General features: G+C 62.3%; 26 protein-coding genes. 9 read left to right on the forward strand and 17 right to left on the reverse strand.

The window, feature by feature from the left end; translation table 11 throughout:
- The first annotated feature begins 87 nt into the window (after nucleotides 1-87).
- The 4 genes from pepF (at nucleotide 88) to GCU68_RS08575 (ending at nucleotide 4,222) form a co-directional block, all read left to right on the forward strand.
- Nucleotides 88-1,899 carry an oligoendopeptidase F gene (pepF, locus tag GCU68_RS08560; protein WP_152940714.1) on the forward strand — a complete coding sequence of 604 codons (1,812 nt, stop codon included), beginning with the start codon at nucleotides 88-90 and terminating at the stop codon, nucleotides 1,897-1,899.
- A 65-nt stretch (nucleotides 1,900-1,964) separates the two neighbouring features.
- Nucleotides 1,965-3,197 carry a proteasome-activating nucleotidase Pan2 gene (gene pan2, locus GCU68_RS08565; protein ID WP_152940716.1) on the forward strand — a complete coding sequence of 411 codons (1,233 nt, stop codon included), beginning with the start codon at nucleotides 1,965-1,967 and terminating at the stop codon, nucleotides 3,195-3,197.
- Nucleotides 3,198-3,260: 63 nt separating this feature from the next.
- Nucleotides 3,261-3,740, forward strand: coding sequence for a pyruvoyl-dependent arginine decarboxylase (locus GCU68_RS08570; RefSeq protein WP_152940717.1), 480 nt, complete (start codon nucleotides 3,261-3,263; stop codon nucleotides 3,738-3,740).
- A gap of 83 nt (nucleotides 3,741-3,823) precedes the next feature.
- Nucleotides 3,824-4,222, forward strand: coding sequence for a DUF5811 family protein (locus tag GCU68_RS08575; RefSeq protein ID WP_152940718.1), 399 nt, complete (start codon nucleotides 3,824-3,826; stop codon nucleotides 4,220-4,222).
- 133 nt (nucleotides 4,223-4,355) lie between these two features.
- Here the strand turns inward: GCU68_RS08575 and GCU68_RS08580 are convergent, their stop codons facing one another.
- From GCU68_RS08580 to ahaH, 11 genes are all read right to left on the reverse strand, one after another.
- Entirely contained in the window at nucleotides 4,356-4,757 is a 402-nt protein-coding gene (locus GCU68_RS08580) for a DUF6276 family protein (protein WP_152940719.1), read from the reverse strand.
- 21 nt (nucleotides 4,758-4,778) lie between these two features.
- A complete protein-coding gene (locus GCU68_RS08585) occupies nucleotides 4,779-5,513 on the reverse strand; it encodes a V-type ATP synthase subunit D (protein ID WP_152940720.1) in 735 nt (244 codons plus the stop codon).
- A gap of 141 nt (nucleotides 5,514-5,654) precedes the next feature.
- Nucleotides 5,655-7,268, reverse strand: coding sequence for a long-chain-fatty-acid--CoA ligase (locus tag GCU68_RS08590; RefSeq protein WP_152940721.1), 1,614 nt, complete (start codon nucleotides 7,266-7,268; stop codon nucleotides 5,655-5,657).
- A 219-nt stretch (nucleotides 7,269-7,487) separates the two neighbouring features.
- On the reverse strand, nucleotides 7,488-8,903 hold the full coding sequence (locus tag GCU68_RS08595; protein WP_152940722.1) for a V-type ATP synthase subunit B: 1,416 nt from the start codon (nucleotides 8,901-8,903) through the stop codon (nucleotides 7,488-7,490).
- A 2-nt stretch (nucleotides 8,904-8,905) separates the two neighbouring features.
- A complete protein-coding gene (locus tag GCU68_RS08600) occupies nucleotides 8,906-10,669 on the reverse strand; it encodes an ATP synthase subunit A (RefSeq protein WP_152940724.1) in 1,764 nt (587 codons plus the stop codon).
- 4 nt (nucleotides 10,670-10,673) lie between these two features.
- Entirely contained in the window at nucleotides 10,674-11,003 is a 330-nt protein-coding gene (locus GCU68_RS08605; RefSeq protein WP_152940726.1) for a V-type ATP synthase subunit F, read from the reverse strand.
- Entirely contained in the window at nucleotides 11,000-12,070 is a 1,071-nt protein-coding gene (locus tag GCU68_RS08610) for a V-type ATP synthase subunit C (protein WP_152940728.1), read from the reverse strand. Before GCU68_RS08610 ends, GCU68_RS08605 begins: the two co-directional genes overlap by 4 nt.
- A complete protein-coding gene (locus tag GCU68_RS08615; RefSeq protein WP_152940730.1) occupies nucleotides 12,067-12,648 on the reverse strand; it encodes a V-type ATP synthase subunit E in 582 nt (193 codons plus the stop codon). The genes GCU68_RS08610 and GCU68_RS08615 overlap by 4 nt, the downstream gene beginning before the upstream one ends.
- 23 nt (nucleotides 12,649-12,671) lie before the next feature.
- On the reverse strand, nucleotides 12,672-12,932 hold the full coding sequence (locus GCU68_RS08620; RefSeq protein WP_152940732.1) for a hypothetical protein: 261 nt from the start codon (nucleotides 12,930-12,932) through the stop codon (nucleotides 12,672-12,674).
- 6 nt (nucleotides 12,933-12,938) lie between these two features.
- Complete coding sequence (locus tag GCU68_RS08625; protein ID WP_152940734.1) at nucleotides 12,939-15,176, reverse strand: V-type ATP synthase subunit I; 2,238 nt, start codon at nucleotides 15,174-15,176, stop codon at nucleotides 12,939-12,941.
- On the reverse strand, nucleotides 15,163-15,495 hold the full coding sequence (ahaH, locus tag GCU68_RS08630) for an ATP synthase archaeal subunit H (protein WP_152940736.1): 333 nt from the start codon (nucleotides 15,493-15,495) through the stop codon (nucleotides 15,163-15,165). Before ahaH ends, GCU68_RS08625 begins: the two co-directional genes overlap by 14 nt.
- A gap of 155 nt (nucleotides 15,496-15,650) precedes the next feature.
- Between ahaH and GCU68_RS08635 the strand changes: the two genes are divergently transcribed.
- Nucleotides 15,651-16,274 carry a methyltransferase domain-containing protein gene (locus GCU68_RS08635; RefSeq protein WP_152940738.1) on the forward strand — a complete coding sequence of 208 codons (624 nt, stop codon included), beginning with the start codon at nucleotides 15,651-15,653 and terminating at the stop codon, nucleotides 16,272-16,274.
- Between the two features lie 24 nt (nucleotides 16,275-16,298).
- Here the strand turns inward: GCU68_RS08635 and GCU68_RS08640 are convergent, their stop codons facing one another.
- Nucleotides 16,299-16,805, reverse strand: a complete 507-nt coding sequence (locus GCU68_RS08640; protein ID WP_227014808.1) for a type IV pilin — start codon at nucleotides 16,803-16,805, stop codon at nucleotides 16,299-16,301.
- 111 nt (nucleotides 16,806-16,916) lie between these two features.
- Nucleotides 16,917-18,116, reverse strand: a complete 1,200-nt coding sequence (locus tag GCU68_RS08645) for a DUF7096 domain-containing protein (RefSeq protein WP_152940739.1) — start codon at nucleotides 18,114-18,116, stop codon at nucleotides 16,917-16,919.
- A gap of 213 nt (nucleotides 18,117-18,329) precedes the next feature.
- Here GCU68_RS08645 and GCU68_RS08650 point away from each other — a divergent pair, with 213 nt between their 5' ends.
- The gene (locus GCU68_RS08650; RefSeq protein ID WP_193565040.1) at nucleotides 18,330-19,688 is read left to right on the forward strand and encodes a helix-turn-helix transcriptional regulator; all 1,359 of its coding nucleotides are present in this window, start codon (nucleotides 18,330-18,332) and stop codon (nucleotides 19,686-19,688) included.
- A gap of 158 nt (nucleotides 19,689-19,846) precedes the next feature.
- Here GCU68_RS08650 and GCU68_RS08655 read toward each other — a convergent pair whose 3' ends face one another.
- Nucleotides 19,847-20,842, reverse strand: coding sequence for a radical SAM protein (locus GCU68_RS08655; RefSeq protein WP_152940741.1), 996 nt, complete (start codon nucleotides 20,840-20,842; stop codon nucleotides 19,847-19,849).
- 129 nt (nucleotides 20,843-20,971) lie between these two features.
- Here GCU68_RS08655 and GCU68_RS08660 point away from each other — a divergent pair, with 129 nt between their 5' ends.
- Complete coding sequence (locus tag GCU68_RS08660) at nucleotides 20,972-22,102, forward strand: DUF373 family protein (RefSeq protein WP_152940743.1); 1,131 nt, start codon at nucleotides 20,972-20,974, stop codon at nucleotides 22,100-22,102.
- 1 nt (nucleotide 22,103) lies between these two features.
- Here GCU68_RS08660 and GCU68_RS08665 read toward each other — a convergent pair whose 3' ends face one another.
- From GCU68_RS08665 to GCU68_RS08675, 3 genes are all read right to left on the reverse strand, one after another.
- The gene (locus GCU68_RS08665) at nucleotides 22,104-22,946 is read right to left on the reverse strand and encodes a polyprenyl synthetase family protein (protein ID WP_152940745.1); all 843 of its coding nucleotides are present in this window, start codon (nucleotides 22,944-22,946) and stop codon (nucleotides 22,104-22,106) included.
- Between the two features lie 176 nt (nucleotides 22,947-23,122).
- The gene (locus GCU68_RS08670; protein WP_152940747.1) at nucleotides 23,123-24,076 is read right to left on the reverse strand and encodes an electron transfer flavoprotein subunit alpha/FixB family protein; all 954 of its coding nucleotides are present in this window, start codon (nucleotides 24,074-24,076) and stop codon (nucleotides 23,123-23,125) included.
- Nucleotides 24,073-24,864: an electron transfer flavoprotein subunit beta/FixA family protein gene (locus GCU68_RS08675; protein WP_152940749.1), complete on the reverse strand. Its 792-nt coding sequence runs from the start codon at nucleotides 24,862-24,864 to the stop codon at nucleotides 24,073-24,075. The genes GCU68_RS08670 and GCU68_RS08675 overlap by 4 nt, the downstream gene beginning before the upstream one ends.
- 205 nt (nucleotides 24,865-25,069) lie before the next feature.
- Between GCU68_RS08675 and GCU68_RS08680 the strand changes: the two genes are divergently transcribed.
- Together GCU68_RS08680 and GCU68_RS08685 are read left to right on the forward strand one after the other, a co-directional pair.
- A complete protein-coding gene (locus GCU68_RS08680) occupies nucleotides 25,070-25,549 on the forward strand; it encodes a TRAM domain-containing protein (RefSeq protein WP_152940751.1) in 480 nt (159 codons plus the stop codon).
- Nucleotides 25,550-25,747: 198 nt separating this feature from the next.
- Nucleotides 25,748-26,740 (forward strand): MBL fold metallo-hydrolase, encoded by a 993-nt coding sequence (locus tag GCU68_RS08685; RefSeq protein ID WP_152940753.1) that lies wholly within the window; start codon nucleotides 25,748-25,750, stop codon nucleotides 26,738-26,740.
- Nucleotides 26,741-26,845 lie beyond the last annotated feature (105 nt).

The following is a 26,845-nucleotide window of genomic DNA, read 5'->3' on the forward strand; positions in this document are numbered from 1 at the left end:
ACGTTTTTCCGGTAGCCGACAGGACGGTTCGTTCCGATACCTTCGGCGTTCGACACGCTTTACCACCTTCGTTGCGAAATCGCAGCCATGAGTTCCGTTCCCGACCGCTCCGAGGTCGACGAGGTGTACACCTGGGACCTCGAGAGCATCTACGCGACCGACGACGACTGGGAGGCCGCCTACGAAGCGGTCGCCGAGCGCGTCGACGAGCTCGCCGCTTACGAGGGACAGGTCACCGACGACGCCGAGACGTTGCGTGCTGTCCTCGAGTTGCGCGACGAGATCATGCGCGAGGTATCGACAGTCGCTGCGTACGCTCGAATGCGCCGCGATGAGGATACGACCAATCAGGAGTATCAGGCACTGACCGCGCGAGCCCAGTCGCTGGCGGCCGACGCACAATCCGCTGCCTCGTTTATCGATCCCGAGATTCAGGAACTGACCCGCGAGGAGTTCGAGGAGATGGTCGAGGCCGAATCCACCCTCGAAACCTACGACCACTACGTCGACGACGTCCTCCGGATGAAACCCCACACCCGATCGGCGGAAGTCGAGGAGCTGCTCGCGGATTTGAGCGAGGTCACGGGCGCGACAGGCGAGGTCTACACGATGCTTTCGAACGCCGACATGGAGTTCCCCACCGTCGAGGACCCTGATGGCGAGGCTGTCGGGATTACCCAGAGCAACTTCGTGAACCTGCTCAAACGCCCCGATCGGGAGTTTCGACAGCGCGTCTACGACGCCTACTACGATGAGTGGGAGTCGGTCCGAAACACGGTCGCGACCGCCTACAAGAACAGCGTCAAAGCCGATGTGAAGACGGCCCAGGCGCGTAACTACGACACCGCCCGTGAGGCCGCCCTCGACGGGCCCAACGTCCCCGTCGACGTCTACGATACGCTCGTCGAGACTGTCCACGACAACCTCGACAAACTCCACCGTCACGCCGACCTCAAAGCCCAGGCGCTCGAGGTCGACGGCCTCGAGATGTGGGACGTCTACATGCCCCTCACCGGCGACGAAGGGCCGGACGTCGACTACGAGCAGGCGACCGAGTACGTCGTCGACGCGCTCGAACCGCTGGGCGAGGAGTACCAGTCCCGCGTTGCCGAGGGACTCGATTCCCAGTGGGTCGACGTCTACGAGAACGAGGGTAAACAGTCGGGTGCCTACTCCGGCGGCACCTACGACACCCAGCCGTTTATCCTGATGAACTATCAGGACGACATCTCCTCGATGTACACGCTGGCCCACGAACTCGGCCATTCGATGCATTCGGAACTCACGAAAGACGAACAGCCGTTCGTCTACTCCGGCTACGAGATCTTCGTGGCCGAAGTCGCCAGCACGGTCAACGAGGCCCTGCTGACGAACCACCTCCTCGAGACCGTCGACGACCCCGAGTTCCGCAAACATGTCTTGAACGAGTTCCTAGAGCGCGTGCGCTCGACGCTCTACCGCCAGACGCTGTTCGCGGAGTTCGAGCACAAGACCCACGAACTCGAGGAGGCGGGCGAACCGCTGACGGCGGACCGACTCGACGACCTCTATCAGGGGCTCAAAGCGGACTACTACGAGCCCGCCGCGATCGACGACCGCATCGCCCGCGAGTGGATGCGCATTCCGCACTTCTACCGGGCCTTTTACGTCTACCAGTACGCGACCGGTATCTCCGCCGCGCTGGCGATCGTCGACGGGATCCTTCCGAACGGTGCCAGCGACGAACCCAACCGGGATGCCGCCGAGGACTACCTCGAGTTCCTCCGGCGTGGCTCCCGGGAGTACCCGCTCGAGCTGTTGCGGATCGCTGGCGTCGACATGAGTACGTCCGAGCCGATCGATCGCGCCCTCGAGACCTACGGCGAACGGCTCGACGAGATGGAAGCGCTGCTCGAGTAGCACGCGAAAACCGTCCGCGACCCAAAGGCACATTTATCGTGGGGGACTTACCAGCGTACGTCAGGATGTCTCGAAGCCCGTCTATTCCCGACCGACCTCACCGCGATATCGATCCCGATCTCCCCGACGATGAGCGGCTCGAGGCGCTCCGCGGGCATTTTGCCGATCTCGTGGACGTCAACGAACAGCTCTCCGACCAACTCGAGGCGGCCGACGAACGCCGCCAAAAACTGCGCGAGCGCGCCGACCGCGTCGAGCGCGAAAACGAGGCGCTCAAGAGTTCGTCGCTGTACATCGCCACCGTCGAGGACGTCCTCGAGAACGACGAAGTGATCGTCAAACAGCACGGTAACAACCAGGAAGTGCTCACCGACGTCTCACCACAGATTCTCGAGGACGTCACGGCGGGCGACCGCGTCGCCGTCAACGACTCGTTTGCGATCCAGACGATCCTTGACGCCGAAACCGACGCGCGCGCCCAGTCGATGGAGATTACCGAGCGTCCCGAGGTCACCTACGCCGACATCGGCGGGATCGACGACCAGGTCCGCGAGGTTCGCGAGGCCGTCGAACAACCGCTGGCCGAACCCGAGCTGTTCGACGAGGTCGGCATCGAGCCGCCAAGCGGCGTGCTCCTCTACGGTCCGCCGGGCACCGGGAAGACGATGCTCGCCAAAGCCGTCGCTCACGAGACCGACGCCACCTTCATCAAGATGGCCGGCTCGGAGCTCGTCCGCAAGTTCATCGGCGAAGGCTCCCGGCTCGTCCGTGATCTCTTCGAGATGGCTCGCGAACGCCAGCCAGCGATCATCTTCATCGACGAGATCGACGCCATCGCCACCACACGAACAGAGTCCAAAACGTCGGGCGACGCCGAAGTTCAGCGGACGATGATGCAACTCTTGAGCGAGATGGACGGCTTCGAGGCCCGCGGCGAGATCCGCATCATCGCCGCCACGAACCGCTTCGACATGCTCGACCGCGCGATCCTCCGCCCGGGCCGGTTCGACCGCCTCATCGAGGTGCCCGAACCCGACCGCGACGGTCGCGAGCAGATCCTCCAGATTCACACCCGCGGCATGAACGTCAGCGACGACGTCGACTTCGAGACGCTCTCCGAAGAGACCGAAGGCTACTCCGGGGCCGAAATCGAAAGTCTCGCTACCGAAGCCGGCATGTTTGCCATCCGCGACGACCGCGACGAGGTCCACCACGAAGACTTCCTCGAGGCCCTAGAGAAAATCGAAAACGACGACTCGAGCGACGTCATCTCCTCGGCCGGCTACTTCTACCAGTAAGGCTGCTGAAGCGTTTTTCCGCTAGATCGCAACATCTTACGCTGTTCATCCCCGAACACAGGTATGAGTCTGATTCGAGTCGTCTGGGGATCGGCGTCTGCGCCGACCGAGATGGCGTCGTACGACGCTGCACTCGCAGCGGCCGGCGTCGAGAACTACAATCTCGTCTCTGTCTCTTCCGTGATTCCGGCGGCAACCGACGTCGAAGCCGTCGGCACCGCACCAGACCTCGGCCCCGCCGGCGAGCGACTGACCGTCGTCGAGGCTCGGGCCACCACAGCCGGCCCGGGACAGGTGTCGGCCGCGCTCGCGTGGTCGCAAGCCGCCGACGACGGGCCGGGACTGTTCTACGAAGTTGCGGGCGAGACGGACGCCAAGGACGTCGACCGACGCGTCCACGAGGGGCTGCGTGCAGGCCAAGAACTTCGCGACTGGGAGTTCACCGACCCGAACGTCGTCGTCGAGAGCGAACAGGCGAAATCGGGAACGTACACGACGGCACTCGTACTGGCTGTTTACGGCGAAAGCGAGCCGATTTGTTAACCAGTGACAAGTCCGACTGTCCGGATTGTCCGAAGGCGAATCCTTTTCACCTGTCGGTACGTTGGTCCGGGTACACACTTCTCATGAACGGAAATACGCCGTACGCAGGGCTGCCGGGAGAAACGGGTGCTGGTCAGCGTGCCGCGGCGGACGTTCCGGACCTCTCGAGGGCGCAAAAACGGCTGCTTCACCGCGACGTCTCGCGGATCGCCGCCCGCACACGAGAGTTCCTCCCCGACGAGTACGTCGTCGACTCGGAGATCTCGAGCGGACTCACCGGTCCGCAGGTCACCGTCGCTGTCCGCCCGCCGGTTGGCCACGCCGTCAGCGCCGGGTTTACGCCCGACGTCGACGAGGTCGCGGCCGCAGACGAGGTCATCACGGCCGCCGAACGCGACGAAGTCGCCCGCGGACTGGCTGCAAGCGCCGCACTGCAGGTCAAACAGGCTATCAGTAACGGCGTCACGCCAACCGCGAAGTAAGGCGTTCAGGTACGACGTTCAGTTCTCGGGCACCGCGCCCGCGCATCGTCTCTTACTTGGATAGCCTCGGCTCTTGGGTTGCAAATCGACCGTTCACCCGAAGCGGTTCGACCACCGCACTCAACGACGGCGCTCAGTACAACAACTGCTCGAGTTGGTGGCGGCGTCGCTCGAGGTCGATCGCTGGCTCGATCGACGGATCCGCACTGAGTCGATCGAGGACCAGGAGCGGGTCCGTGCCCGCCCGTTCGACGGCCTCGAGTAGCGTCTCGATCGCCGATCGATTGGTCGCAAGCGAGGAACACAGCCCCAGCACGAGCGAAAGCGGCACCGCCGCGTCCGCCGTCGTCGGAAACGCATCGCTGACGCGGGCAAACTCCGGCTCGCTACTCGAGTCGATCGACGCGGCCGCTGATTCGACAGTGAGACAGCGCGTACAGAGCGTCGCTGCTGCTGATTCGTCCGGCGCGTACGCTCGATACCGCTCCGGAACGGAAAACACGATCGTCGGTGCGTCACACGCTGCACAGGCCATAGTGGGTCGTTGCGGGCGAGTTCAGTCGCCGCCCGGAATACCGCCTGCAGTCGACTGCTCCATGTCTGGCTCGGCCGTGCTGTCGGCTTCCGCCGCTTCTTCTTCTTCGGCCTCCCGCTCTGCTTTCTCCTGTTGTTCTTTCTTCTCTTTGATCTTCTTCAAGCGGAAGGTCTCCTCACGCTCTTGCTCCTCAAGTTTCTGCTCGATGTACTCCTGATTCTCGTAGAGGTCGGGTAGGAGTTTGAATTCGAGTGCGTTGACACGACGCTTGGTCGTCTCGATCTCGCGGAGCATCTTCTTCATCGCTGTCTCGACTTCGGCGGCGAGGATGATGCTCTCCAGAAGGTCTTCGTAGGCTTCGGCGGCTTCGTCGATACGGGCGGAAGTGCCCATGATCCCGTAGCCACGTTGATCTAAGCTCTTCGAGACTCGCGAGGACTCGATCTGAGGGACGACGACGCCCATGATGTTTTTCGACTCGGTGGTGATCTCGGGGTGTTCCTGCAACGCCGCGGCAGCGCCGCGAACCGCGACGTCGCCTTCCATGGCCCGCGCCATGTTGATTTTCTTCTGGGCGGCTTCGTAGTCGTCGGCTAAGTCACCGCGGACGTCCTGGGCTTTGTCCAGGATGTCCATGAACTCCATAATCAGCCCGTCCCGTTTCTTCTCTAAGGTGCCGTGCCCGCGCTCGGAGAGTTCGATCCGATCCTCGATCTCCATCAGGTTCTTGCGGGTGGGCTTGACGTCCTTGGCCATCTTGTGGGGGGATTGCGCACCCAGCCGGATAACTGTTTACAGTTTTCTGCGTCGGTCCCCCACATCAGCGCCGCTCATCCACCACCGACCGCCCCTCGAGCTGACCTCGAGCGGGCCCCTTTCGATACTGCCGAAGTAGTATCACCCCTGGCCGACCATCCGGTCTTCGTCTTCCCACTCCTCCTGCCGGAGTTCGTACTTCTGAATCTTGCCCGTTGCCGTCGTGGGCAGTTCGTCGACGAACTCGATCCGTCGAACGGTCTTGTATCCGGCGAGGTGCTCGCGCGTGAACGCGACGAGGTCGTCGACCGACACACCGGGTTCGTCGGGGTCGCTGCTCGCCGGCACGACGAACGCCTTCGGCGTCTCGCCCCACTCGTCGCTCGGGGCCGGAATCACCGCGACGTCAGCCACCTCGGGATGGTCGAACAGCGTGTCCTCGAGTTCGATGCTCGAGATGTTCTCGCCGCCCGAGATGATAATGTCCTTCTTGCGGTCCTGAATCGCGATCATCCCGTGTTCGTCGATCGTCGCGAGATCGCCAGTGTGATAGTAGCCCTCGACGCGGTCGGAAAACGCCTCCTCGGTGGCGTCGGGTTTCCCCCAGTACTTTTCCATGACTTGGTTCCCGCGGACGACGACCTCGCCGAGCGTGTCGTCGTCCCGTGGGACGTCGTTGCCGTCCTCGTCGACGACGCGGATCTCGGTTCCCAGAAAGGCAAGTCCTTGCCGTTTTTTGATCCGGAACCGGTCGTCGCTATCCGTTTCGAAGTGGCGCGCAGCGTCGGAGGTCGTGATCAGCGGTCCCGTCTCAGTCGCCCCGTAGACGTGTTTCAGGTACCAGCCGAACTCGTCTTCGACAGTCCGGATCGTCGCCTCCGGCGGCGCACTGCCGGCAGTCGCAAGTCGGACCGGCGCGTCGCCGGTCGTCTCGGGGTCGTGGTCGTTGTAGTAGTCGACGAGCATGTTCAACACTGTCGGTGCGCCGCACATGTACGAGACGTTCTCCTCGCGAACTGTCTCGAAGATTTCGCCGGCGTCGATCCCGCGCGTACAGACATGCGTCGCGCCGATCCCGGTGACGGCGAAGATGTGACCCCAGCCGTTGGCGTGGAACATCGGCAGCGTCCACAGGTAGACGTCGTCGTCGCTGATCTCCTGATGGGCGACCGTCAGATAGGCGTGGATCGTCTCCCCGCGGTGCGTTCGACAGACGCCTTTCGGATCGCCCGTCGTCCCCGAAGTGTAGTTGATCGTGATGATCTCGTCTTCGTCCATCTCGGGCCGGTCGTAGTCGGTGCCCGCGTCTTCGAGGACGGCGTCGAACGACTCCCACTCACCCTCGACAGCGTCGACGTCGTTCGTAATGAACGTCTCCGTCGGCACGTCGTCCCGAACCGCCTCGATGTTTTCGGCGTACTCGTAATCGGCGTAGATGGCGTCGACACCGGCGTCCGAGAGGATATACGCGAAGTCGTCCGGTGTGAGCCGGTAGTTCAGTGGCGTGTGAATCGCCCCCGTCTGCATGATTCCGTACGCCGCCTCGAGGTGGTAGTGCGTGTTCGGGTCCAACACGGCGACGCGGTCGCCTTTCTCGATCCCCCGCTGTTGGAGCGCAGCCGAGAATCGATCGGCGCGATCGCCGAGTTCGTCGTACGTGAATCGTTCCCCCGTGGTGGCGACGACTGCCTCGTCGTCGCCGTAGTGCGTTCGTGCCCGGTCTAAGAACTCCGCAACGAGCAGTGGTTTGTGCATACATACCATGATTTATCGACGGCGTATACGACTGTTTCGATTTATAATCCATATTATGTGTTTTACGAGACAGCGATCAACACGGTTTCGCCATCCACTCCAGCCATCGCCGCGCGTTCTACGCGCGATGCGACTCGAGTTGGCGTCGGGTCAGGATGTCACATTGGCCGGGTCGTTATTCCAGCCGTCGAAAGACCGAGTCGAAAAGAACTGCCTCGATCAGTCGGCCTGCACGGCTTCGGCAGTCTCGTCTTCGCGGTAGTGTTCTTCGATGAGTTCCTCGTCGATACGGTTGAGGGCCTCTTTCGGGAGGTCCGACAGCAGGTCCCAGCCGAGCTCGATCGTCTCGTCGATCGTCCGGTTGGTGTCGTACCCCTGTTGGACGAACTCCGTCTCGAAGCGGTCTGCGAAGTCGAGATACTTGTTGTCCAGTTCAGACAGCGCCTCGCGACCGACAATGTTCACGAGGTCACGCAGGTCCTCACCCTCCGCGTAGGCGGCGCACATCTGGTCGGAGACGTCGGCGTGGTCGCCGCGAGTCAGACCCTCGCCGATCCCGTCGTCCATCAGCCGCGAGAGGCTTGGCAGGACGTTGATCGGCGGCTCGATACCCTGACTGTTGAGGTCCCGATCCATCACGATCTGGCCCTCGGTAATGTAGCCAGTCAGGTCCGGAATCGGGTGGGTGTCGTCGTCGCCGGGCATCGTGAGAATCGGAATCTGCGTGACCGATCCTTCCTTGCCCTCGATTCGACCGGCACGCTCGTAGAGCTGTGCCAGGTCAGTGTACATGTAACCGGGGTATCCACGTCGACCCGGAACCTCCTCACGTGCGGCACCGATCTCACGAAGCGCTTCACAGTAGTTCGTGATGTCGGTGAGGATGACGAGCACGTGGTAGTCCTTCTCGAAGGCCAAGTACTCGGCCGTGGTGAGCGCGAGTCGCGGCGTGACCGTCCGCTCGACTGCGGGGTCGTCCGCGAGGTTCATGAAGACGACCGATCGCTCGAGTGCGCCCGTGCGCTCGAAGTCGTCCATGAACTCGTTCGCCTCTTCCTGGGTAATGCCCATCGCACCGAAGATGACTGCGAACTCGGAGCCGTCCTCGTCGTCGCCTTCCTCTTCTTCCGGCACGGTCGCCTGACGGGCGATCTGGAGTGCGAGTTCGTTGTGGGGCAGTCCGGAGCCGGAGAAAATCGGCAGCTTCTGACCACGGACCAGGGTGTTCATCCCGTCGATCCCGGAGACACCGGTTTGGATGAACTCCTCTGGGTACTCTCGGGAGAAGGGGTTGATCGCTTCGCCGACGATGTCTTCACGGGACTCGGGGACGATCTCCGGACCGCCGTCGATCGGCTGTCCGGACCCGTCCAGCACCCGACCGAGGAGGTCCTCGGTGACGGGCATCTTCATCGTCTCGCCCAGGAACCGAACGGACGCGTTGCGGTCGATACCGCCGGTCCCTTCGAACACCTGGATCGAGACGAGTCCCTCGCTCGATTCCAGCACCTGACCGCGCAGGGTCTCGCCCTGTGGCGTTTCGATTTCGACGATTTCGTCGTAACCGACGGGTTCGTCGACTTCGGCGAACACCAGCGGGCCGCTGATCTCAGTGATTGTCTGGTACTCTTTCATGATTAGTACAGGCTCCGAATCTGTTCTTTGAGATCCGATTCGAGCTCGTCGATGAACTCGTTCCACTCATCGGACGTGTTCATCCGGTTCAGGCGTGGAACGGCGTCGACGTCCTGAATCTCCTCGACCGGGACGCCGGCCTCGAGTGCATCGAAGGCCTCGTCGTTGAACGTCTTGATCGCGAGAAGCATCCGGTAGGTCTTCTTCGGTTCACAGTAAGTGTCGACGTCGTGGAACGCGTTCTGCTGGAGCCACGCCTCACGCAGGTAGCGTGCGACTTCCAGTGTGAGCTGCTGGTCCTCCGGCAGCGCGTCTTTCCCGACGAGCTGGACGATCTCTTGGAGTTCGTCCTCTTCGTCGAGCACGTCGACGGCCCACTGACGAACCTCCGGCCAGTCGTCGGAGACGTTGTCGCGGAACCACGGGTCGAGTTGCTGTCGATACAGCGAGTACGACTCGTTCCAGTTGATCGACGGGAAGTGTCGACGCTCGGCGAGGTCTGCGTCCAGTGCCCAGAACGTCTTGACGATACGCAGCGTGTTCTGGGTCACGGGCTCCGAGAAGTCGCCACCGGGTGGGGAGACGGCACCGATTGCCGTCACCGACCCTTCGAGGCCGTTCATCAGCTGGAACTTTCCGGCGCGCTCGTAGAACTCCGAGAGCGACGCAGCGAGGTATGCTGGATACCCCTCTTCGCCGGGCATCTCCTCGAGTCGGCTCGAAATCTCACGCATGGCCTCTGCCCACCGGGAGGTGGAGTCGGCCATCAGTGCGACGTCGTAGCCCATGTCGCGGAAGTACTCCGCGATCGTGATCCCCGTGTAGATACAGGATTCACGGGCTGCGACGGGCATGTTGGACGTGTTCGCGATGAGACACGTCCGAGACATGAGCGGCTTGCCGGTCTTCGGGTCTTCCAGTTCTGGGAAGTCCTCGATGACCTCGGTCATCTCGTTGCCACGCTCACCACAGCCAACGTAGACGACGATGTCCGCGTCGGCCCATTTGGCGAGCTGGTGCTGAGTAACCGTCTTCCCGGAGCCGAACGGACCGGGAATCGCAGCGGTCCCACCTTTGGCGATCGGGAAGAGACCGTCGAGGATCCGCTGCCCACTGACCAGCGGCACCGTCGGCGTTTCCTTCGTATCTGCAGGACGGGCCTGTCGAACGGGCCACTCCTGGTGCATCGTGATCTCCTCGCCGGAGTCGAGTTCGACGACGACTTCGTCGACCGTGAACTCGCCGCTCTCGACCGACGTGACTTCGCCGCCCTCGTAATCCGGCGGGACCATCACTTTGTGGGTGATGCTCTCGGTCTCCGGGACTTCGCCGACGATGTCGCCGGCGTCGACGCTGTCACCAACGTCGACGGTCGGAGTGAACTCCCACTCCGTCTCGAAGTCGATACCGGGTGCGTCGACTCCACGGTCCAAGAAGGCCGTTCCCATCTTCTCCTCGAGAACGTCGAGTGGACGCTGGACGCCGTCGTAGATGGCGTCGAGCACACCCGGTCCGAGGTCGACTGAAAGCGGCTCGCCCGTGTTCTCGACGGGTTCGCCCGGGCCAACGCCCGAGGTTTCTTCGTAAACCTGAATCGTCGTACTGTTCCCTTCGATCTCGATGACCTCGCCCATCAGCCCTTCGTCGCCGACGTAGACGACGTCGTTCATCCGGGCGTCGAGGTCCGTGGCGGTCACGACCGGACCACTCACGCTTTCGATAACACCGTCCTCCTGGACGGTTTCGGTGTCTTGTGCCTGACTCATAGTGTTACTCGCTGTCTTCTTCCATTAGGTCGATACCGATCGCACGTTTGATCTGGTCGCGCAGTCCGCCGCCACCCGTACCGCTTCCGATGGTGACGACGACCGGTTCGACGCTCGTTTCGACGTTCTGGCGAACAGACCGCGACAGATGCTCGAGGTCGTCGTCGTGCATGACGACGATCCCGACGCCCTCGTCGTCGAGGACGTCGGTGACGGCATCGTCGAGTTCCGCCGCTTTGTCGCCGTCCGGGACGTTTTCGAACCGGCGGACGCCCGCAAGACGGAAGCCGGTCGTGAACTCCGGACTGCCAACGACTGCGATTTCCTGGCTCATAGGATCACCAGCTCTTCTTCGATCTCGCTTTCTTCGAGGCCGACCTCTCGACCGCGCGCGATCGCACGGATGTTTTCGACCTCGCGCTCTTTCGCGAGGATATACGACAGCACGGCCGAGACGGAGGCCGGGTAGATACTCGAGAGCGTATCCGCGTACTCGAGCAACGCAGCGTCTAGTGCGTGCTCGAACTGGATAAGGCTGTCAGCATCGCGCAGCCGATCGAGCGCTCCCGAGAGCCGGTCGCCGTAGCGTTTGTTCTCGGCGATGTGGTCGACGAGTTCATCGTAGTTTCCGACGAGTCGGCTCAGTTCCGACTCGTCGAACAGGACGCCGCCCTCGATGTAGTAGCTGGCGGGGTCGAGATCGGCACCGCTGCGAGCGAGTCGCAGGGCGTTCCGGGCGTTCCGAAAGTCGATCTCGGCCTGCAGGAACTCGATGTACTTCGCCTCGGGGCCTTCTTGTGGCTCGTACTGACTCGCTGTTCGACTGACGTCCTCGAGCAACTGCTCGTAGAACTCTCGATCCAGTGCGTTCTCGAGCGGAACGAGTGCACCGGTCTCCTCGAACTCCTCGTATGCGACGGTGAGCGGATCGTAATAATCCGTCCGGTTGAGAATCTCGATCGCATCCTCGATCGTGTCGGTCTCGAGCATTCGATCGAGCGTCGCCTCCTCGAGTTCACCGGCTCGGATCAGGTCCGTTCGGATCGCCTCGGGATCGGTGTCGGTGTAGATCCCGCGGATGATCGTCTTGAGATTCCAGACGTCGAACTTTCGCAGGTAACGCGAAATCAGGTCGTACAGTCGTCCTTCCGACCAGTCCAACAGGTCATGGAAGTGTTTTGCAAGATTGCGGTTGAGCGCGTACTCGATCAGATCGACACCCGAGAACCGTGACCCGAGTGCGTTGATCTCGCGTTCGTACTCCGTCTCTTCCATGAACCGTGCGATCTCGCTCGGCCCCATCCGGATCAGCTTCCGATAATCTTCGTCCGCGAACAGCGAGGCTCGGCGTGACCGAACGCGAGCGTTCACGTATTCCGGATTCGAGGCACCTATACTCATTGCTCGAAGAGTTGGTTGCTGATCGTCCGGAGGTTCTCTTCCCAGACGTCCTCGAGCACCGAGTCGAACGTGTTGTTCACTCGGAGCCGGGACTGTTCGCTCTCGACGACGACGCCACCGAGACAGTCGTACTCGCCGGCGAACTCGTAGCCGTCGTACTCCTCGAGGAGGTCCGTGAGGAGGTCCTCGTCGTCGGCACGACCGTAGACGCTGACGTCGTCACCCTCGTCGAACTCCTCGCTTGCAGCCTCGAGCAGTGTCCGCGTCAGCTCTTTGCGGGTGTCTCCCTCGAGGGCGGCGAGTTCGGCCTCGACCTGCTCGTGGACGTCACCGAGGACGTCACGGCGGGCCTCCAGACGCTTCTGTTTCGCCTCCAGCTTTGCACTGGAGAGGCGCTGTTCACGCAGCTGCTCGATCTCGCGTTCGACCTCGTCCGCTGCGTTGGCGACGATCTCCTCGGCGTCCTCCTCGGCGGCCGATTCGATCTCTTCGGCGCGCGCTTCGCCCTCAGCACGGATGTCCTCCGCACGCGCGTGGGCCTCTTCTCGAATGTCTTCTACGACTGTGTCCAAACTCATTGGTAAGAGAAGGGGGGCGGTGTTTAGACGATGAAGACGACGACCAGCGCCAGGATCACGAGCGTCTCTGGGAGGACGGTCATGATCAGGCCTGGGACGAACATGTCGTCGTCCTCGGCGATTGCGCCGACGGCTGCAGCGCCGATACCGCGCTCGGCGTAACCCGCTGCGAGTGCGGCGAGACCGACCGCGATCGCCGCTGCGCCAGAGTTTTCGAGAGTTGGTCCGGCAACTTCTTCTGCTTGCAGTGCAACTTCCGCGAGTTCAGGTGCTTGCTCAATCATTGTTGATTAGTCCTCACTGTGATTTCGATCGGTTCCGAACGGTTCGTAGTTCTCCCCACCGCCCTCATAAAACTTGTTAAAGAATTCCACGTACTCGAGGCGCACGCCCTGTAAGCCGGCGCTTGTCACGCCAAGAACTAACACGACGATGTGCCCGAGAACGAGAATCACAAGTCCGCCGAGCAACCCGGCAGTACCGGAGTGCATGAGTCCGTCGAAGATGACGGTCGCTTCGCCGCCGTAGTGTTCGGCGACGTAGCTCGGCTCGTGAGTGCGTAGGAAGTGGAATGCGCCGTCTGGGTCCTCGTAGGCCCCGAAGAACAGCAGGTTGACCACGAAGGCCATGCCGGCCTTCGCGAGCAGGACTGCGCCCATTCGGGTGTACGAGAAGACGTTAACGACGACGTCGAGTGCTTCGACGGCTTCGACTGGATCGCTGACGATCAGCATGACGAGCCCGATCAGGAAGATCAGCAGCGGGGCCGTCACCAGGAACCCGCCGAGTGCCGGAATCGCCTCGGGGAAAGCGAACAGCCCCCACTCTGGGAATCCGGTAAATCCAATCGGGAACGGTCCGTCGCTGGCGAACGTCGTGAACAGGAAGTCGGGCTTGGAGCCCGCAGCCTGTGCCGAGAAGATCCAGATCCAGATACCGTTGAGCATCAGGATCCACGAGCCGCTGTGGAACAGGGCGTCTTTGACGCCGTGGCTCATGTTCTCGTAGAAGTCCAGGATGTACCCGATGTTGAGGTGGACGATCCCAGCCAGCACGCTAATGACCATCCAGCCAAGCGCGAAGTCGGCGGCTGCCGGCTCGAGTCCCTTGTTCAGCGGGAGCAGTTCCGAGCTGAAGATATCGTGCCATAGCACTTCGCCGAGCACGTGAAGGCCGAAGATTTCGCCGTAGATGATCCCGAAGAGGATCGTGAACAGGCCGGCCCAGATGGCGACACCGCCGAGACTCGAGATTCCTTTGCTGTCGAACTGCGTGGCCATGTACGCGCCGATAGCGACGTACACGATCCCGTATCCGACGTCCCCGATCATGAACCCGAAGAACGCCGGGAACGTCAGGAACAGGAAAATCGTCGGATCCAGTTCGGTATATTTCGGTTGGTTGACCGCCTGCACCAGCGTTTCGAACGGTTTTGCCGGGCCGGGATTGTTCTGGATCACCGGCGGTTCGTCGCTCATCGTCACCGCCGATCCACCATCGGTCACGGCCTTCTGTTGCTGGTCGTCCGATTCGGCTGGTTCGTCCGCCGCGGGCGCGCCCTTCTGGACGTCCTCCGTGTGGGAGTGGGCCCCGTGGCGGTCGTAACTCGCTCGCTCGAGTTCTTCGATCTCGACGCTGTCACCGACGGCGTCGTCGAGCGCGGCGACGAACCGCTCGTACTCGTCGCTCGGGATCCATCCCTCGGCGATGAACGCACGATCGGTCGTCGCAAACTGCAGCGGCGCTTCCGCGCGCTGGACTTCGATAGAGAGTTCCTCTTCAGCCCGCAGGAGGAAGCTCCCCTCTCTCTGTTTGATCTCCTCGAGTTCCGCGTCGATGTCCTCGAGTTCGTACTCGAGTTCGCGTTTCTGTTCCTCGAGGTCGTCGACGTACGCACTCGGCGTCTGGTCGGTTTCCGGCACCGGGTGGCGGGTAAACTCGATCCCGACGAGTACGTCGCCGAGTGGATCTTCGCCGGCGTCATCGGTGGGCGCGGCCACGATAGCCACGACATCGCCACCGGTGAACAGCTCGAACGCGTCGATCTCGTCCGCGGCGTCGATCGCCGCTTCGATCTCGTCGCGCTTTCCTTCGCCGACGACGACGTCGACCGTGTCGTACCCCGACAGGAGATCGAGGTCGATCCCCAACTCCGCGAAGGGAGCAACGCGGTCGATCTTTTCGTCGACCGTTCGGAGATCGTCACGGATCTCCGAGCGTCGGTCGTCGAGTTCGTTCACTCGGGTCCGAATCCCTTCGATTTGGTCTTCCCAGTCGTCGCCGATCGTCCCTGGTTCGGCGTCGTCGGCCGACAGTTCCAGGGTACTCTCGAGCGATCGAACCGTCACCAGCTTCTCGGAGGCGTCGTCGGCACCCTCGATCGGGTTGCCGTTGTCAAAGCCCTCCCAGGAGCCGTCGTAGTCCGAGAGATGGACCAGGTTCAGACCGTGGACTGTCTCGATGACCGTGGGCATGACGCCCTTGGAACCGGTCACCGAGATCTTGCTCATCTTTTCAGGTCTGAGCATGGACGTCCTCCTGGAACAGTTCGACGACGTGTTCGGTCACTTCGTCGACCCGGTCTTGGGCGCGCTCGGCGAGTGCCTCGCGCTCCTGTTCACCGTCCTCGAGGACGCGTTCGCTTTCCGCATCGATCTCTTCTCGCGCCTCCTCGAGACGGCGCTCTTTGAGATCCCGCGCTTCTTGTTCCGCTTCTGTGCGAATTTCCTCGGCACGTTCCCGGGCCTCGGCTATTCGCTCGTCGCGGTCGTTTTGTGCCAATGCGACGATCTCGTCGGCTTCCTCCTCCGCCGACTTAATTCGTTCAAGAACCTCTGGCCTAGGCATACTCTAAGCAGACGGATGTTTACCAGAGCGGTATATGGTAGTTGCGAAAGTCATCCACAACCCCACCAGCGCTGGGGCGGTTCGGTCTGCCCATCATCGGTCCCCGATCGACCGGAACAGCAGACATATCCCGGTCCGGTCGAAACGGACTCACAATGGGAATCCTCGAGAACAAGGCCCGGGCTCGACTGTTCTATAAGTACCTCTCGAAGGTCTACGACCAGATCAACCCCTTCATCTGGAACGAGGAGATGCGAGCCGACGCCCTCGAACTGCTCGACCTCGAGTCCGACATGACCGTCCTCGACGTCGGCTGTGGCACCGGCTTCGCGACCGAAGGACTGCTCGAGCACGTCGACGAGGTGTACGCCATCGACCAGAGCGAACACCAACTCGAGCAGGCGTACGCGAAGTTCGGCAAGCAGGCACCGCCGGTTCATTTCCACCGCGGCGACGCCGAACGGCTGCCGTTCGCGACCGACACGTTCGACGTCGTCTGGTCGTCGGGCTCGATCGAATACTGGCCGAACCCGATCCTCGCGCTTCGCGAGTTCCGTCGTGTACTGAAGCCCGGCGGACAGGTGCTCGTCGTTGGTCCAAACTACCCCGACAACGTCATCGCACAGAAACTCGCCGACTCGATCATGCTCTTTTACGACGAGTACGAGGCCGACCGGATGTTCAAGCGGGCCGGCTTCGAGGACGTCAAGCACATGTTCCAGGGGCCATCCTACGACCCCGAGGTCGCGATCACGACGATCGGCCGCGCACCGAAATAGCGTCCCGCCGCGTTTTTGCAAGTGTTAGTTTGCCGTCTCTTCGAGCACCGCGACTCGAGCGTCGTCGACGACGAGCGTGACGGTAACGGCATCGCCGGTGTCGATCGTCGGCTCGTTCGTGTCGGCCACGACGACGGTCGCTCGCTCTCCGGCCCGCCACTCGGAGTCCGTCGCCGCGTTGAACGGTCCGGTTGGCGCGCCGTCGAACCCGCTCGAACCGACGAACGGCACGGGTGGCTGGTTCGTCAGTTCCTCGTCGTCGACGGCAACTATCACCGACAGCTCCGTTACATCGATCGAATCGCCGCCGAGATGTTCGACCGTGACCGCTGCCGTCTCACCATCGACCGTGAGCTCGAACGCCGCAGTCGGCGCGCCCGTCTCCAGTGACAACGCCCCGACGCCGACGGCGACGACGGCGGCCAGTCTGACGGTGAGCACGAGCAACGCGACGATGCCGACGACCGGGCTGATTCCACGATCTGCGCCTGGCTGCTCGCACGTCACGCTCCCGTCCGAACAGTCGGTCACGCACTGCTCTGGCTGCCCGTTCCGATATAAATGTCCGGCTGCCACCACCAGCGCTCGAGGAACGACTCGAGTGGGCCTCACTGCTCGAGAACAACTGCAAAAAACGCGTGGTTAGTCGCCGACAGTGACGGTAGTGCTGCTGTTTTCGGTCGTTACGGTCAGCTCGTACGATTCAGCTGGCGGGACGAACCAGATGGTTCCGTCGCTATCGAGTTCGCCGACCTCGTACCCATCGACTGTGACCGTCGTCTCGGGACGCTCGCTTTCGAGACCGGTCACCGTGAGCTTGGCCGGTCCGTTCGCCGGCGTCTCGTTGAGCGCGAGACGGCGCTCGCCGTCCGTCCAGGTCGTTTCGGTCTCCGTGGGCAGCGAGGTGTAGCTCAGCACTTGCACTTCACGGTGGACGTTCCCCGTTCCCCCGTCGAGATACGCCTCGAGTTCACCCTGCTCGTGGATGGCCTGGATCTGGTAGAGGTTCACCGTCGTGTGCTCTCTCGCTCCTGCGGACTGTCTGTTGTCGAAGACCCACGGGTACAGCTCACCGGCGTACTCGTAGGCGTCGGAGATATCGTTGAACTCGCTTCCCCAGGCAGCCTCACGGTTGTCGAATCTGGTCGCCTCGCGGACGTACTCGCTGTCGAGGATCGAAAGTGCGTATCCGTCTTCGTACGTCTGGACGACAACGTCCGTTTCGTCTCCGCTCCCGTGAGCCGCAAGCTCGAGGCGCGTTCGAACCGGCGTTCGATGCATCTCGAGTCTGTTCTGCTCGTCTTGTACTGACAGCGAGTAGCCGGGAATCCGATCCGTTCGATCATCGAGGTCGCCGAGTGCATCCGAGAGCACTGCCGCCTCGTTGTGGTTCCGAAGCAGGATCTGCAGAAGTTCCGTCGTTGAGAGTTCGCCTGCAGCGTGATCTCTCACGGCGTCTCTCTCCCGTCGCTCGAGTTCGTCCGATCGGTCCGTAATCCGATCGTACGCGTCTTCGACCAGCACTTCTCGTTTGTTCTGGCTCGCGTCTTCGAACTCGTGCTCGACGATCGTGTACTGGGCGTAATCCGTTCGCAACTCGTCGTCTGTCGCCGTGAGTACCACCCCGAGATCGGGGCCGTACGATACGGTGTCGCTTCGGATTTCTCCCTCGAGTTCGAGCCGCGCGGTCGTCTCGTCGGCGGCCGTATCGTTGACCGTCTGGTCCTGTAGCTCCGTCTGCAACTGAGCTTGCATCCCATCTCCGGGACCCGCTGCGACCGGGATCGCGACGAGCGAGAAGACGAGAAGCAACGCGAGGAGGGCGGGGGTCGCGCTGTTCATCGACCCACTGTATGAACTCTTGATACAAAAACCGGTCGCACTGGAAGATGCAGTTGTAACAACTATTTACCGTCAGTTTAATACGGTTTTACCGTCGTTTCGTCCCGTTTCGCGGTCTCGTCCGTCCTGCGGAGACTCTTCACAGCCACGGGTAATCCTTTATTTTTCGATGGAAAGGGTTTTTTCCCCGGGGGGACCACCCTGTTGGTACGTATGCGGGTATCCACCGCCATTACACTCGCCCTTACAGCCCTCCTCACGACATCTCTCGTCGGGGCGGTGGTCGCGACACCGGCTGTTGCCGTCGCTGCATCCGAGCAGCCACGGACGGACGCCGTCGGTGAGCAGCCACTGCTGGACCCTGCTTCGACGACCCTCTCACAGACGACTGCTCCGACGCCGCGTTTCGCAGCGGCTCAGTCCGGATTCGACGACACCGATCCGAAGCAGGTGATCCGGATCAACGTCAGCGAGACGGGCGACGCGACGTGGACGATCGAAAGTCGCTTTCTCCTCGTCGACGATGACGACGAAGCGGCGTTTATCGACTACACCGACGAGGTGAGAAGCAGCCAACGAGACGTTCCTGACGACGTTGAACGGTTCGATTCGTTCCGGCAGGATGCCCAGCAAGCGACCGGCCGCGAAATGACGCTCGAGAACGCTGGCTGGGACGAGCCGCGGGTCATCTCCCCCGAGGATGCAGGTCTCGATACGATTCCCGAGACCGACAACACCTCGTCAGTTCGTGTCGGCGTCCTCGCCTACTCGTTTACTTGGACGAACTTCTCACGCGTCGACAGCGGTCAGATCCACTTCGGCGATGCCTTCCAGCCCGGCGCTGATTCGTGGTTTTCACTGACCGAGGGCCAGCGCCTCGTCATCGAATCGCCATCCGGCTACGCCGTCAGCGCACAGGGCTCGACCACGCTCCAGCGGGAAGGTCCGTATCAGTTCAGTGAGGGCGACTTCCCGATTATCTTCGTCCCCAGCGCTGGCGCTGGGGGTGGCAATGGGGGCGTCCCGACGCCCGCCATTCCGGACTGGCTGGTCGCTGGTGTGTTCGCACTCGTCGTCGCCGTCGGCGTAGGAAGCTATCTCCTCGCGCGCCGACGTCCAGTCAGCGACTTGCCGCTGCCGATCGCCCGACTTCGTGAGCGTGTCGTGACCCTCCCGCTCGTTCGACGACTCGACGTATCGACGTCTAATGAGCAGGCGCGCAACGAGTCGGTCCCGACCGATGGCGGTTCGATCGAGTCACCACCCGAGCGGGCCGATCCTATCGGCGCTGTCGCCTCGACCGGGTCCGGGATGGAACTCGAGTACGACGAGACGATCGACGACGGGATCGATCCCGAGCTGTTGAGTGACGAGGAACGCGTCCTTCGACTGCTCAAGCAAAACAACGGTCGGATGAAACAGGGGTCGATCGTCTCGGAGACTGGCTGGTCGAACGCTAAGGTCTCGCAACTGCTCTCTCAGATGGACGAGGACGGCGAGATCGAGAAACTACGGATCGGTCGCGAGAACCTCATTACGCTCCCGGACGTCGATCCGACAGAAGTCAACTGACGTTCGCCCCCATCGGGTCCACTTGCTGGAACTGTTGGCTCTCTCGACACCGGGACAGATCGATCGCTATCGTCTCACTGGGCGCAGTTCGCTCACCCTCCTCCAAAAATCTACGCGAAAAAGCCACTCGCTCGCTTTGCTCGCTCGTGGTCTGAAACCTACGCCAGCGGCGTCCGCTCGACGACTTGTCCGTCGTAGCTCGGATACTGCTCGACGATCTCGCCGTCCTCGAGGTCGCCTTCTTCGATCATCTCCTCTAGGAGCCACCAAGCGACCTCGACGTGGTTCGTTTTGACGGTGTAGAACTCCTCGGGAACGCCAAGCGCCTCGAAGCGCTCGGGGTCAGCGTACGTCTTGCCGTAGACGAGCGTGCCGTCGTCGGTGACGTCGTCGAACTCTCGGCGAACGTTACGGGCCATGCGTTTCAGTCGACGGCGGTGCTGAGCGGCGTCTTTGAAAACGGAGGTACAGAAGTAGACCCGTTCGTGGTCACCCATCACGTCGAGGAGTTCATCGCGGTCGTTGTCGACGGCGCTCATGTGGTCCTCCTTGAGTTCGTACCCTTCCTTCTGCATGCGGCGGTAGTTCCCGTCGCTCATCTCGAACTCGTTGACGTTACAGAACTCCGCGGCACCCTCGTCGAGGAACTCGAGGAACTCCTCTTCGGGGCGAATACCGGGAATCTCGAACGCGGGCGTGAGTCCTTCTTCGCGGGCGATATAGAGGATGTCTTCCCACTCGGTGCCGTGAAGGTCGCCCCACTGCTCGAGTGGCGGGTGGAAGCGAATCTCGTCGAGACCGGCTTCCGAGAGCCGGCGCATGTTCTCGCGGCCACCCGTAATCCCCGTATAGAGGTGCGTGTGGTGGTCCTCGCCGAATTCGTCTTTGAGCAGTTCGAGGTAGTGACAGGTGCGCTCGAGGGCTTCCTGTGGTTCGCCGCCGGTGATCGACGTGCCGAGTGCGTCCATCCGGTGGGCTTCCTCGAGGACGTCGTCGTCGCTCTCGACGCGGCGCTCGTTGGCGTAGACGTCGGTAACGTTCTTGCGGTTCTCACCGAGTGGGCAGTAAAAGCAGTCACGCTGGTCGCAGTATCCGTAGACGAACAGCACCATCTTGCCACCTTTCGCGCACTGCTCACAGCCCTTCGAGATCATTCAACACCACGTACTGGGCCGACTCACAAAAGCCGTGCGAAACGACTTACCGAGTCCGGCGGCCTCGAGTGCGCGAAATTCTGTCGTCCCCAGAAGATGGAAATACCCTGCACTCGAACGTATGGCCTAATGCTGCTGGTCCTCTGTGTCGATCTCGACGACGACCTCGGTCGTAAAACCGGGTTCTCGACGCCGGTTATCGGCCGCGAGCCAGTCGAAGAGGCGGCCGTCGCACTCGCGACTGCGGACCCGGAGGACTCCGACGTCAACGTGATCTTTCAGGGGTTGCACATCTACGACGACCTCGACGAACGCGACGAGAGCGTCGAAGTCGCTGTCGTCACGGGCAACGACGACGGTGACGTCAACGCCAACCGCGAGGTCGGTGACGAAGTCGACACCGTGCTTGCGAGCCTCTCGACCGCTGAAGACGTCACGGCACTCGTGGTCACCGACGGTGCACAGGACGAATCCGTCATCCCGATCATCCGCTCGCGTGTGCCGATCGATGGCGTTCGTCGGGTCGTCGTCCGGCAGGCCCAGAACTTGGAGTCGATGTACTACACGATCAAACAGGTGTTGAACGATCCCGAAACGCGCGGGACGGTGTTGATCCCGCTCGGGATCCTCCTGCTCATCTACCCGCTTGCGCTATTTGGGACCGTCCTCGAGATGCCGGGGTTCGTGCTCGGGACGACCTCCGCGCTGCTCGGGCTGTATCTCATCTCTCGTGGCCTCGGACTCGGTGAACGCCTCGATAACGCCGTCGAGCGCGCCCGACGATCGCTGTACGCCGGCCGGACGACGCTCCTCGCTTACGTCGTTGCCGCCGCGTTGCTCGTCCTCGGTGGCGTCAGTGGGATGAACGCCCTCGAGGCGGAACGAGCCGCGACTGCCGGCGACGTCGGCGCACCGGTCATGCTCGCCGCAGTCGTCTCCGGCTCGGTGCAGTGGCTCGCTGCGGCGGGCGTGACGACCAGTCTCGGCCAGATCACCGACGAGTATATCGCCGGCACGCTCGAGTGGCGGTATCTCAACGCACCGTTCTACGTGCTTTCGATCGCCGTCGTCCTCCACGCCGTCAGTGCCTTCTTCCTCGACGACGTCGGGATCAGCTATCTGGCGACGGCGCTGACCGCCGGTACGCTATTAGGGATCGTAAGCACGCTCACGTTCGCGGTCGCCGAATCCAAGTTTTCCGACCCGCGAGACGACGAACAGGAGGCAGAGAGCGAGACGCGACAGCTAGGTCGCGTGTGAGTCAGCGTTCGCGTTCGACGACGAACTCCGCGAGCTCGACCAGATACGCCCTCGCTGCCGGATCGACGACCTCGACCCGATCTAAGGCGTCGATCGCGCGATCGGACTCGGCTCGAGCGCGGGTGTTGGCTTCATCAGGGGTGAGATCGGTTACCTGGACGACCGACGGCCGCTCTAAGGCGGCGTCGTGGCCGGTTGGCTTGCCCAGTTCGTCGGGTTCCGCGACCGCATCCAGGACGTCATCTCTGATCTGGAAGGCGATTCCGACCCGTTCGGCGTACTCTCCGAGCGCTTCGACGGTGACCGGATCCGAGCCAGCGGCGATAGCACCGAGTTCGGCGGCGGCCCGAAAGAGCGCCCCGGTCTTTCGACGGGCCAGCGTCATATATTCGGCTTCGTTCGCCGGCTGGGCCGAGAGTTCGGTCGCTTCGCCGACACCGAGTTCGACCATCGCTTCGGCGACGACCTGCATGGCATCCGGATCGGCCGAAAAGAGCGCAAACGCTTCGCCGAGTAAGCCGTCGCTCGAGACGATCGCTGGCCCGTAGCCGAACTCGCTCCACGCGCTGGCCGTCCCGCGGCGCAGTTCCGAGCGGTCGATAATGTCGTCGATCACCAGCGACGCGCTGTGAACGAGTTCGATCCCGACACCGAAGTCGACCGCTTCCTCGGCCGTCCCGCCGACGGTTTCGCAGGCTAACAGCGTCACCATCGGCCGAACGCGCTTGCCTCCCGACAGCGCCGTGTGGCGGACTTCCTCCCTGAGCGTGTCCGGCTCGAGGCCGTCGACTACCTCGACGAGACGCGCTTCGATCAGCGCCCGACGACGCTCCAGACGTTCCATTGCCAGCGCTTAGGACGGGGGTAAAAAGTAGGTGACGGATCACAACCCAAGCGTTCGCTCGAGATACTCACGTTTTCGTGACCGTGTTCCACCTTTTTCGTCGGGGTTGCTTCGCTCACCGTCCTCGAAACATCTGGATCAAAAACCGCTCGCTCTCGAGAGCCGCCTGCGCTGACTTACTGGAACTCTTCGGTCAGCGCCGGCACGACGTCGAAGAGGTCGTCGACGATCGCGTAGTCAGCGATATCCATGATCGGGGCGTTGGGGTCCGTGTTGATCGCGACGATCGTATCGGAGCCTTTCATGCCAGCGACGTGCTGGACGGCACCCGAGATACCGATGGCGATGTAGACGTCGGGCGTGACGACTTTCCCGGACTGGCCGACCTGGCGGTTCTTCGGCAGCCAGCCGTTGTCGACGATCGGGCGCGATGAGGAGACCGTCGCATCGAGCGCCTCCGCGAGCTCTTCGATGAGCGGGATGTTGTCTTCCTCTTCGATCCCACGACCGACGGAGACGAGCACGTCCGCCTCGCTGATGTCGACGTCGCCGCCGCCGACTTCCTCGAAGCCGGTGACGGTCGAGCCGATCGCGTCCTCGTCGATCTCGGCGTCGAACGCCTCGATTGAGGCGTCGCCGGTGCCTTCGGCTTTGGCCCACTCAGCGCTTCGGATCGTGACGACGGCCTCTCCTTCGAGTTCGTTGGTCGTCTCGACTTTGCCACCGTACATCTCGCGGGTGGCGATCAGCGTCTCGCCGTCGGTCTCGAGGCCGATCGTGTCGGTGACAATCGGGAGATCGAGGTCGTTGGCGACGGCGGGGGCGTAGTCGAGCCCGTTGACGCTGTTGGGCGTCAGGACGTACTGCGGGGCGAGTTCGTCGTAGAGCTGCGTCGTCGCCTGCGTGTAGACGTCGTGGTTGAACTCCTCGCCGTAGTCGACGGTGTGGATGGCGTCGACACCCTCGCGGTTGAGGTCGTCTGCGAACTCGTCGACAGTGCCGCTGATGACGGCCAGATGGAGGTCGCCGCCGGTTTCGTCGGCGAGCACTCGGCCCGCGGTGATAATCTCGTAGCTAACGTCGCGCAGTTCGCCGCGGCGGTGGTCGGTGACTGCGAGGACGTCCGTCATTGTGCCACCCCCTTGTCGCGAAGCAGTTCACCCAGCTCTGCGGCAGTCTCGTCGGCGCTGCCTTCCCAGACCGTCACGTCGCTTTCGCTCTCGGGTTCGTACATCTCCGTCAGCTCGAGTTCGGATTCGACGGCGCTCTCGTCGACGCCGATGTCGGCGAGGTGCTGGACGTCCAGCTCTTTGCGCTGGGCCTGACGAATGCCACGCAGGCTCGCATACCGTGGCTCGTTGATCCCCGTCTGAATCGTCAAGACCGCGGGCAGGTCGATCTCGGTCAGCTCCTCGACGCCGCCCTCGAGTTCGCGTCGCACCGAGGCGACGCCGTCCTCGAGGTCGTGCTCGAGGTGGTTGACGACGGCTCCCCACTGGGCACCGATCTCTTCGGCCAGCGAAACGCCGGTCGCGCCGAAGCTGTCGTCGCCGGCCTGCACGCCCGTCAGCACGAGGTCGGGGTCTTCCGCCTCGACGACGGCGCCCAGAATCTCCGTCTTCGCGTTGACGTCGAGCAGGTCGACGCCCTCGAGGGCGTCGTCCCAGACGCGGACGGCGCGGTCGGCACCCTTCGCGAGGGCCTGTCGGATGGTCTGTTCACACTCTTCCGGACCGATCGTGACCGTGACGACTTCGTCGGCGATCCCGTCTTCCTGCAGCTGAACCGCCTCTTCGACGGCGTAGTCGTCCCACTCATTGAGGTCGGCACCGAGGTACTGGTCTGCGATTTCAGTTCCCTCGATTTCGAACTCGTCTTCCACGGTCGCGACTTCTTTGACCGTAACGAGGATTTTCATCATCAATCACTGCAACGTCCGTACCGTAAACCTTTTCGAAACGCCCCTTCAGATACGCGCAGTTCATTTACCAACGTTATCGGTCATCCACTATCAGATTACGTCTCCTATCGTATAGTGGGTAAGCGCTACCAGCGTTTCTTCTTGATGCTGGTTCGATCCTCGAGACGGAAACGGTTTAACGCCACCACTGGTAGTACGCCGTATGGCAGACTGTCCACTTGCCGACGACTGTCCAAACTTCTCCGAACGGATCTCAGGAATGGGGTGTCAACATTACGGTGATCGGGGTGGCAAAGAGTGGTGTAACCATTACAGCCAGCCGATCGAGGACCTCAAGACCCAGCCTGTCAAGTCCGGAGAGGAGGTCATCATCGACGTTGTCGACATGCACGAAAGCGGTGCCGGTGTCGGTCGGACCGAGGACGGGTTTATCGTTATGGTCGACGGTGTCTTGCCGGAAGCCCGCGCTCGAGTCGAAATCACGCGGGTGCACAGCAACCACGCGCGCGCCGAGGAACTCGAGTTACTGCCGATGGATCCCGACGAAGTCGACGAGGCCGACGAGACAGCCGACACGGACGACGTGACGGCCGAGGCCGACGATGATGACGAGGACAACGACGATGGAGGTCGTTCCCGCCGTGAGCGCCTTGGAAGCCGCGAGAACTTCTGGGGTTCCTAACGCCGGAGTGCGTTCCACCGAGTGGACAGTCACCGGAACAGTTGTCACTCCCGCCACGTTTCTGACGAGCAACCGTCTGTCGTTACACCGATCGTGAACCAAATCGCCAGCGTCGGCTTCGTCGCGGCGGTGTTCGTGCTTGCTCGTCGCCGTGCGTGTCTCGCAACAGTTTTCACATTCTCTGTGTGATATGATCTCATGGAGCGAATTTCCTTATCGAACTCCGCGTTCGAGGGTAACAACAACGCGTACCTCTTTGCGGACGGACCGGAGACGGTCCTGATCGACACCGGCGACTGGATGGAAACGACACGCGAGCAACTCGAGGCCGCATTCGACGAGCGAAACGTCGACCTCGCCGACGTCGATCGGATCTTCTTGACACACTGGCACGGGGACCACACCGGGCTGGCGGGCGAGATTCAGGCCGAAAGCGGGGCCGAAGTCTACGCCCACGCTGACGACGCGGCACTCATCGCGGGTGACGAAGACGCGTGGGCCGACCTCCACGACCTTCAGGAACAGTATTTCGAGCAGTGGGGGATGCCCGAGGAGAAACAGGCCGTCCTCCGCGAGGTGCTTGCCGGCGGGAAGCCGACAGGGACGTCTCCGACCGTAACGGCGTTCGACGACGGCGAAACGTTCGCCATCAACGGCTACGACCTCGAGGTCGTCCACACCTCGGGCCACGCTGCGGGGCTCAGCATGTTCGCGTTCGACCTCGATGGCCGCCGCGAAGTCTGTTCCGGAGACGCCTTGTTGCCCGTCTACACACCCAACGTCGGCGGCGCGGACGTCCGGGTCGAGCAGCCACTCGAGAAGTACCTGCGGGCGCTTCAGGGGATCGTCGACGCCGACTACGACCGGGCCTGGCCGGGCCATCGCGACCCGATCGACGAGCCAGCTGTACGCGCCCAGTACATCATCGACCATCACGAGGAACGCTCGTGGCGGGTCCTCGACGCTATCGACCGAAAGGGGCCCTGTGACACGTGGACGATCAGTGACGATCTGTTCGGCGACCTCGAGAGCATCCACATCCTCCACGGGCCCGGCGAGTCCTACGCTCACCTGGAGCACCTAGAACGAACGGGCACCGTGGTCCGGGAGGGCACCGAGTATCGTCTGGCCGACGGCGTCGCCGATGACCTCGCCGCGATGGACAACCAGCGATGGTCGCTCGAGTACTGATACGACTACTGTACGTCATTTTCCGCGCAACCGCAGGACGATCGCGGTTGCACCGGTACATCGGTACAGCAGACCGTACGAGTCGCGCTCGAGGACGACAGGGTC

The sequence above is a fragment of the Natronorubrum aibiense genome, from assembly GCF_009392895.1.
Taxonomy (GTDB): domain Archaea; phylum Halobacteriota; class Halobacteria; order Halobacteriales; family Natrialbaceae; genus Natronorubrum; species Natronorubrum aibiense.

Coding starts and splice junctions, on each gene's coding strand:
- pepF (WP_152940714.1), top strand. CDS start 88: ATGAGTTCCGTTCCCGACCGCTCCGAGGTCGACGAGGTGTACACCTGG.
- pan2 (WP_152940716.1), top strand. CDS start 1,965: ATGTCTCGAAGCCCGTCTATTCCCGACCGACCTCACCGCGATATCGAT.
- GCU68_RS08570 (WP_152940717.1), top strand. CDS start 3,261: ATGAGTCTGATTCGAGTCGTCTGGGGATCGGCGTCTGCGCCGACCGAG.
- GCU68_RS08575 (WP_152940718.1), top strand. CDS start 3,824: ATGAACGGAAATACGCCGTACGCAGGGCTGCCGGGAGAAACGGGTGCT.
- GCU68_RS08580 (WP_152940719.1), bottom strand. CDS start 4,757: ATGGCCTGTGCAGCGTGTGACGCACCGACGATCGTGTTTTCCGTTCCG.
- GCU68_RS08585 (WP_152940720.1), bottom strand. CDS start 5,513: ATGGCCAAGGACGTCAAGCCCACCCGCAAGAACCTGATGGAGATCGAG.
- GCU68_RS08590 (WP_152940721.1), bottom strand. CDS start 7,268: ATGCACAAACCACTGCTCGTTGCGGAGTTCTTAGACCGGGCACGAACG.
- GCU68_RS08595 (WP_152940722.1), bottom strand. CDS start 8,903: ATGAAAGAGTACCAGACAATCACTGAGATCAGCGGCCCGCTGGTGTTC.
- GCU68_RS08600 (WP_152940724.1), bottom strand. CDS start 10,669: ATGAGTCAGGCACAAGACACCGAAACCGTCCAGGAGGACGGTGTTATC.
- GCU68_RS08605 (WP_152940726.1), bottom strand. CDS start 11,003: ATGAGCCAGGAAATCGCAGTCGTTGGCAGTCCGGAGTTCACGACCGGC.
- GCU68_RS08610 (WP_152940728.1), bottom strand. CDS start 12,070: ATGAGTATAGGTGCCTCGAATCCGGAATACGTGAACGCTCGCGTTCGG.
- GCU68_RS08615 (WP_152940730.1), bottom strand. CDS start 12,648: ATGAGTTTGGACACAGTCGTAGAAGACATTCGAGAAGAGGCCCACGCG.
- GCU68_RS08620 (WP_152940732.1), bottom strand. CDS start 12,932: ATGATTGAGCAAGCACCTGAACTCGCGGAAGTTGCACTGCAAGCAGAA.
- GCU68_RS08625 (WP_152940734.1), bottom strand. CDS start 15,176: ATGCTCAGACCTGAAAAGATGAGCAAGATCTCGGTGACCGGTTCCAAG.
- ahaH (WP_152940736.1), bottom strand. CDS start 15,495: ATGCCTAGGCCAGAGGTTCTTGAACGAATTAAGTCGGCGGAGGAGGAA.
- GCU68_RS08635 (WP_152940738.1), top strand. CDS start 15,651: ATGGGAATCCTCGAGAACAAGGCCCGGGCTCGACTGTTCTATAAGTAC.
- GCU68_RS08645 (WP_152940739.1), bottom strand. CDS start 18,116: ATGAACAGCGCGACCCCCGCCCTCCTCGCGTTGCTTCTCGTCTTCTCG.
- GCU68_RS08650 (WP_193565040.1), top strand. CDS start 18,330: ATGCGGGTATCCACCGCCATTACACTCGCCCTTACAGCCCTCCTCACG.
- GCU68_RS08655 (WP_152940741.1), bottom strand. CDS start 20,842: ATGATCTCGAAGGGCTGTGAGCAGTGCGCGAAAGGTGGCAAGATGGTG.
- GCU68_RS08660 (WP_152940743.1), top strand. CDS start 20,972: ATGCTGCTGGTCCTCTGTGTCGATCTCGACGACGACCTCGGTCGTAAA.
- GCU68_RS08665 (WP_152940745.1), bottom strand. CDS start 22,946: ATGGAACGTCTGGAGCGTCGTCGGGCGCTGATCGAAGCGCGTCTCGTC.
- GCU68_RS08670 (WP_152940747.1), bottom strand. CDS start 24,076: ATGACGGACGTCCTCGCAGTCACCGACCACCGCCGCGGCGAACTGCGC.
- GCU68_RS08675 (WP_152940749.1), bottom strand. CDS start 24,864: ATGAAAATCCTCGTTACGGTCAAAGAAGTCGCGACCGTGGAAGACGAG.
- GCU68_RS08680 (WP_152940751.1), top strand. CDS start 25,070: ATGGCAGACTGTCCACTTGCCGACGACTGTCCAAACTTCTCCGAACGG.
- GCU68_RS08685 (WP_152940753.1), top strand. CDS start 25,748: ATGGAGCGAATTTCCTTATCGAACTCCGCGTTCGAGGGTAACAACAAC.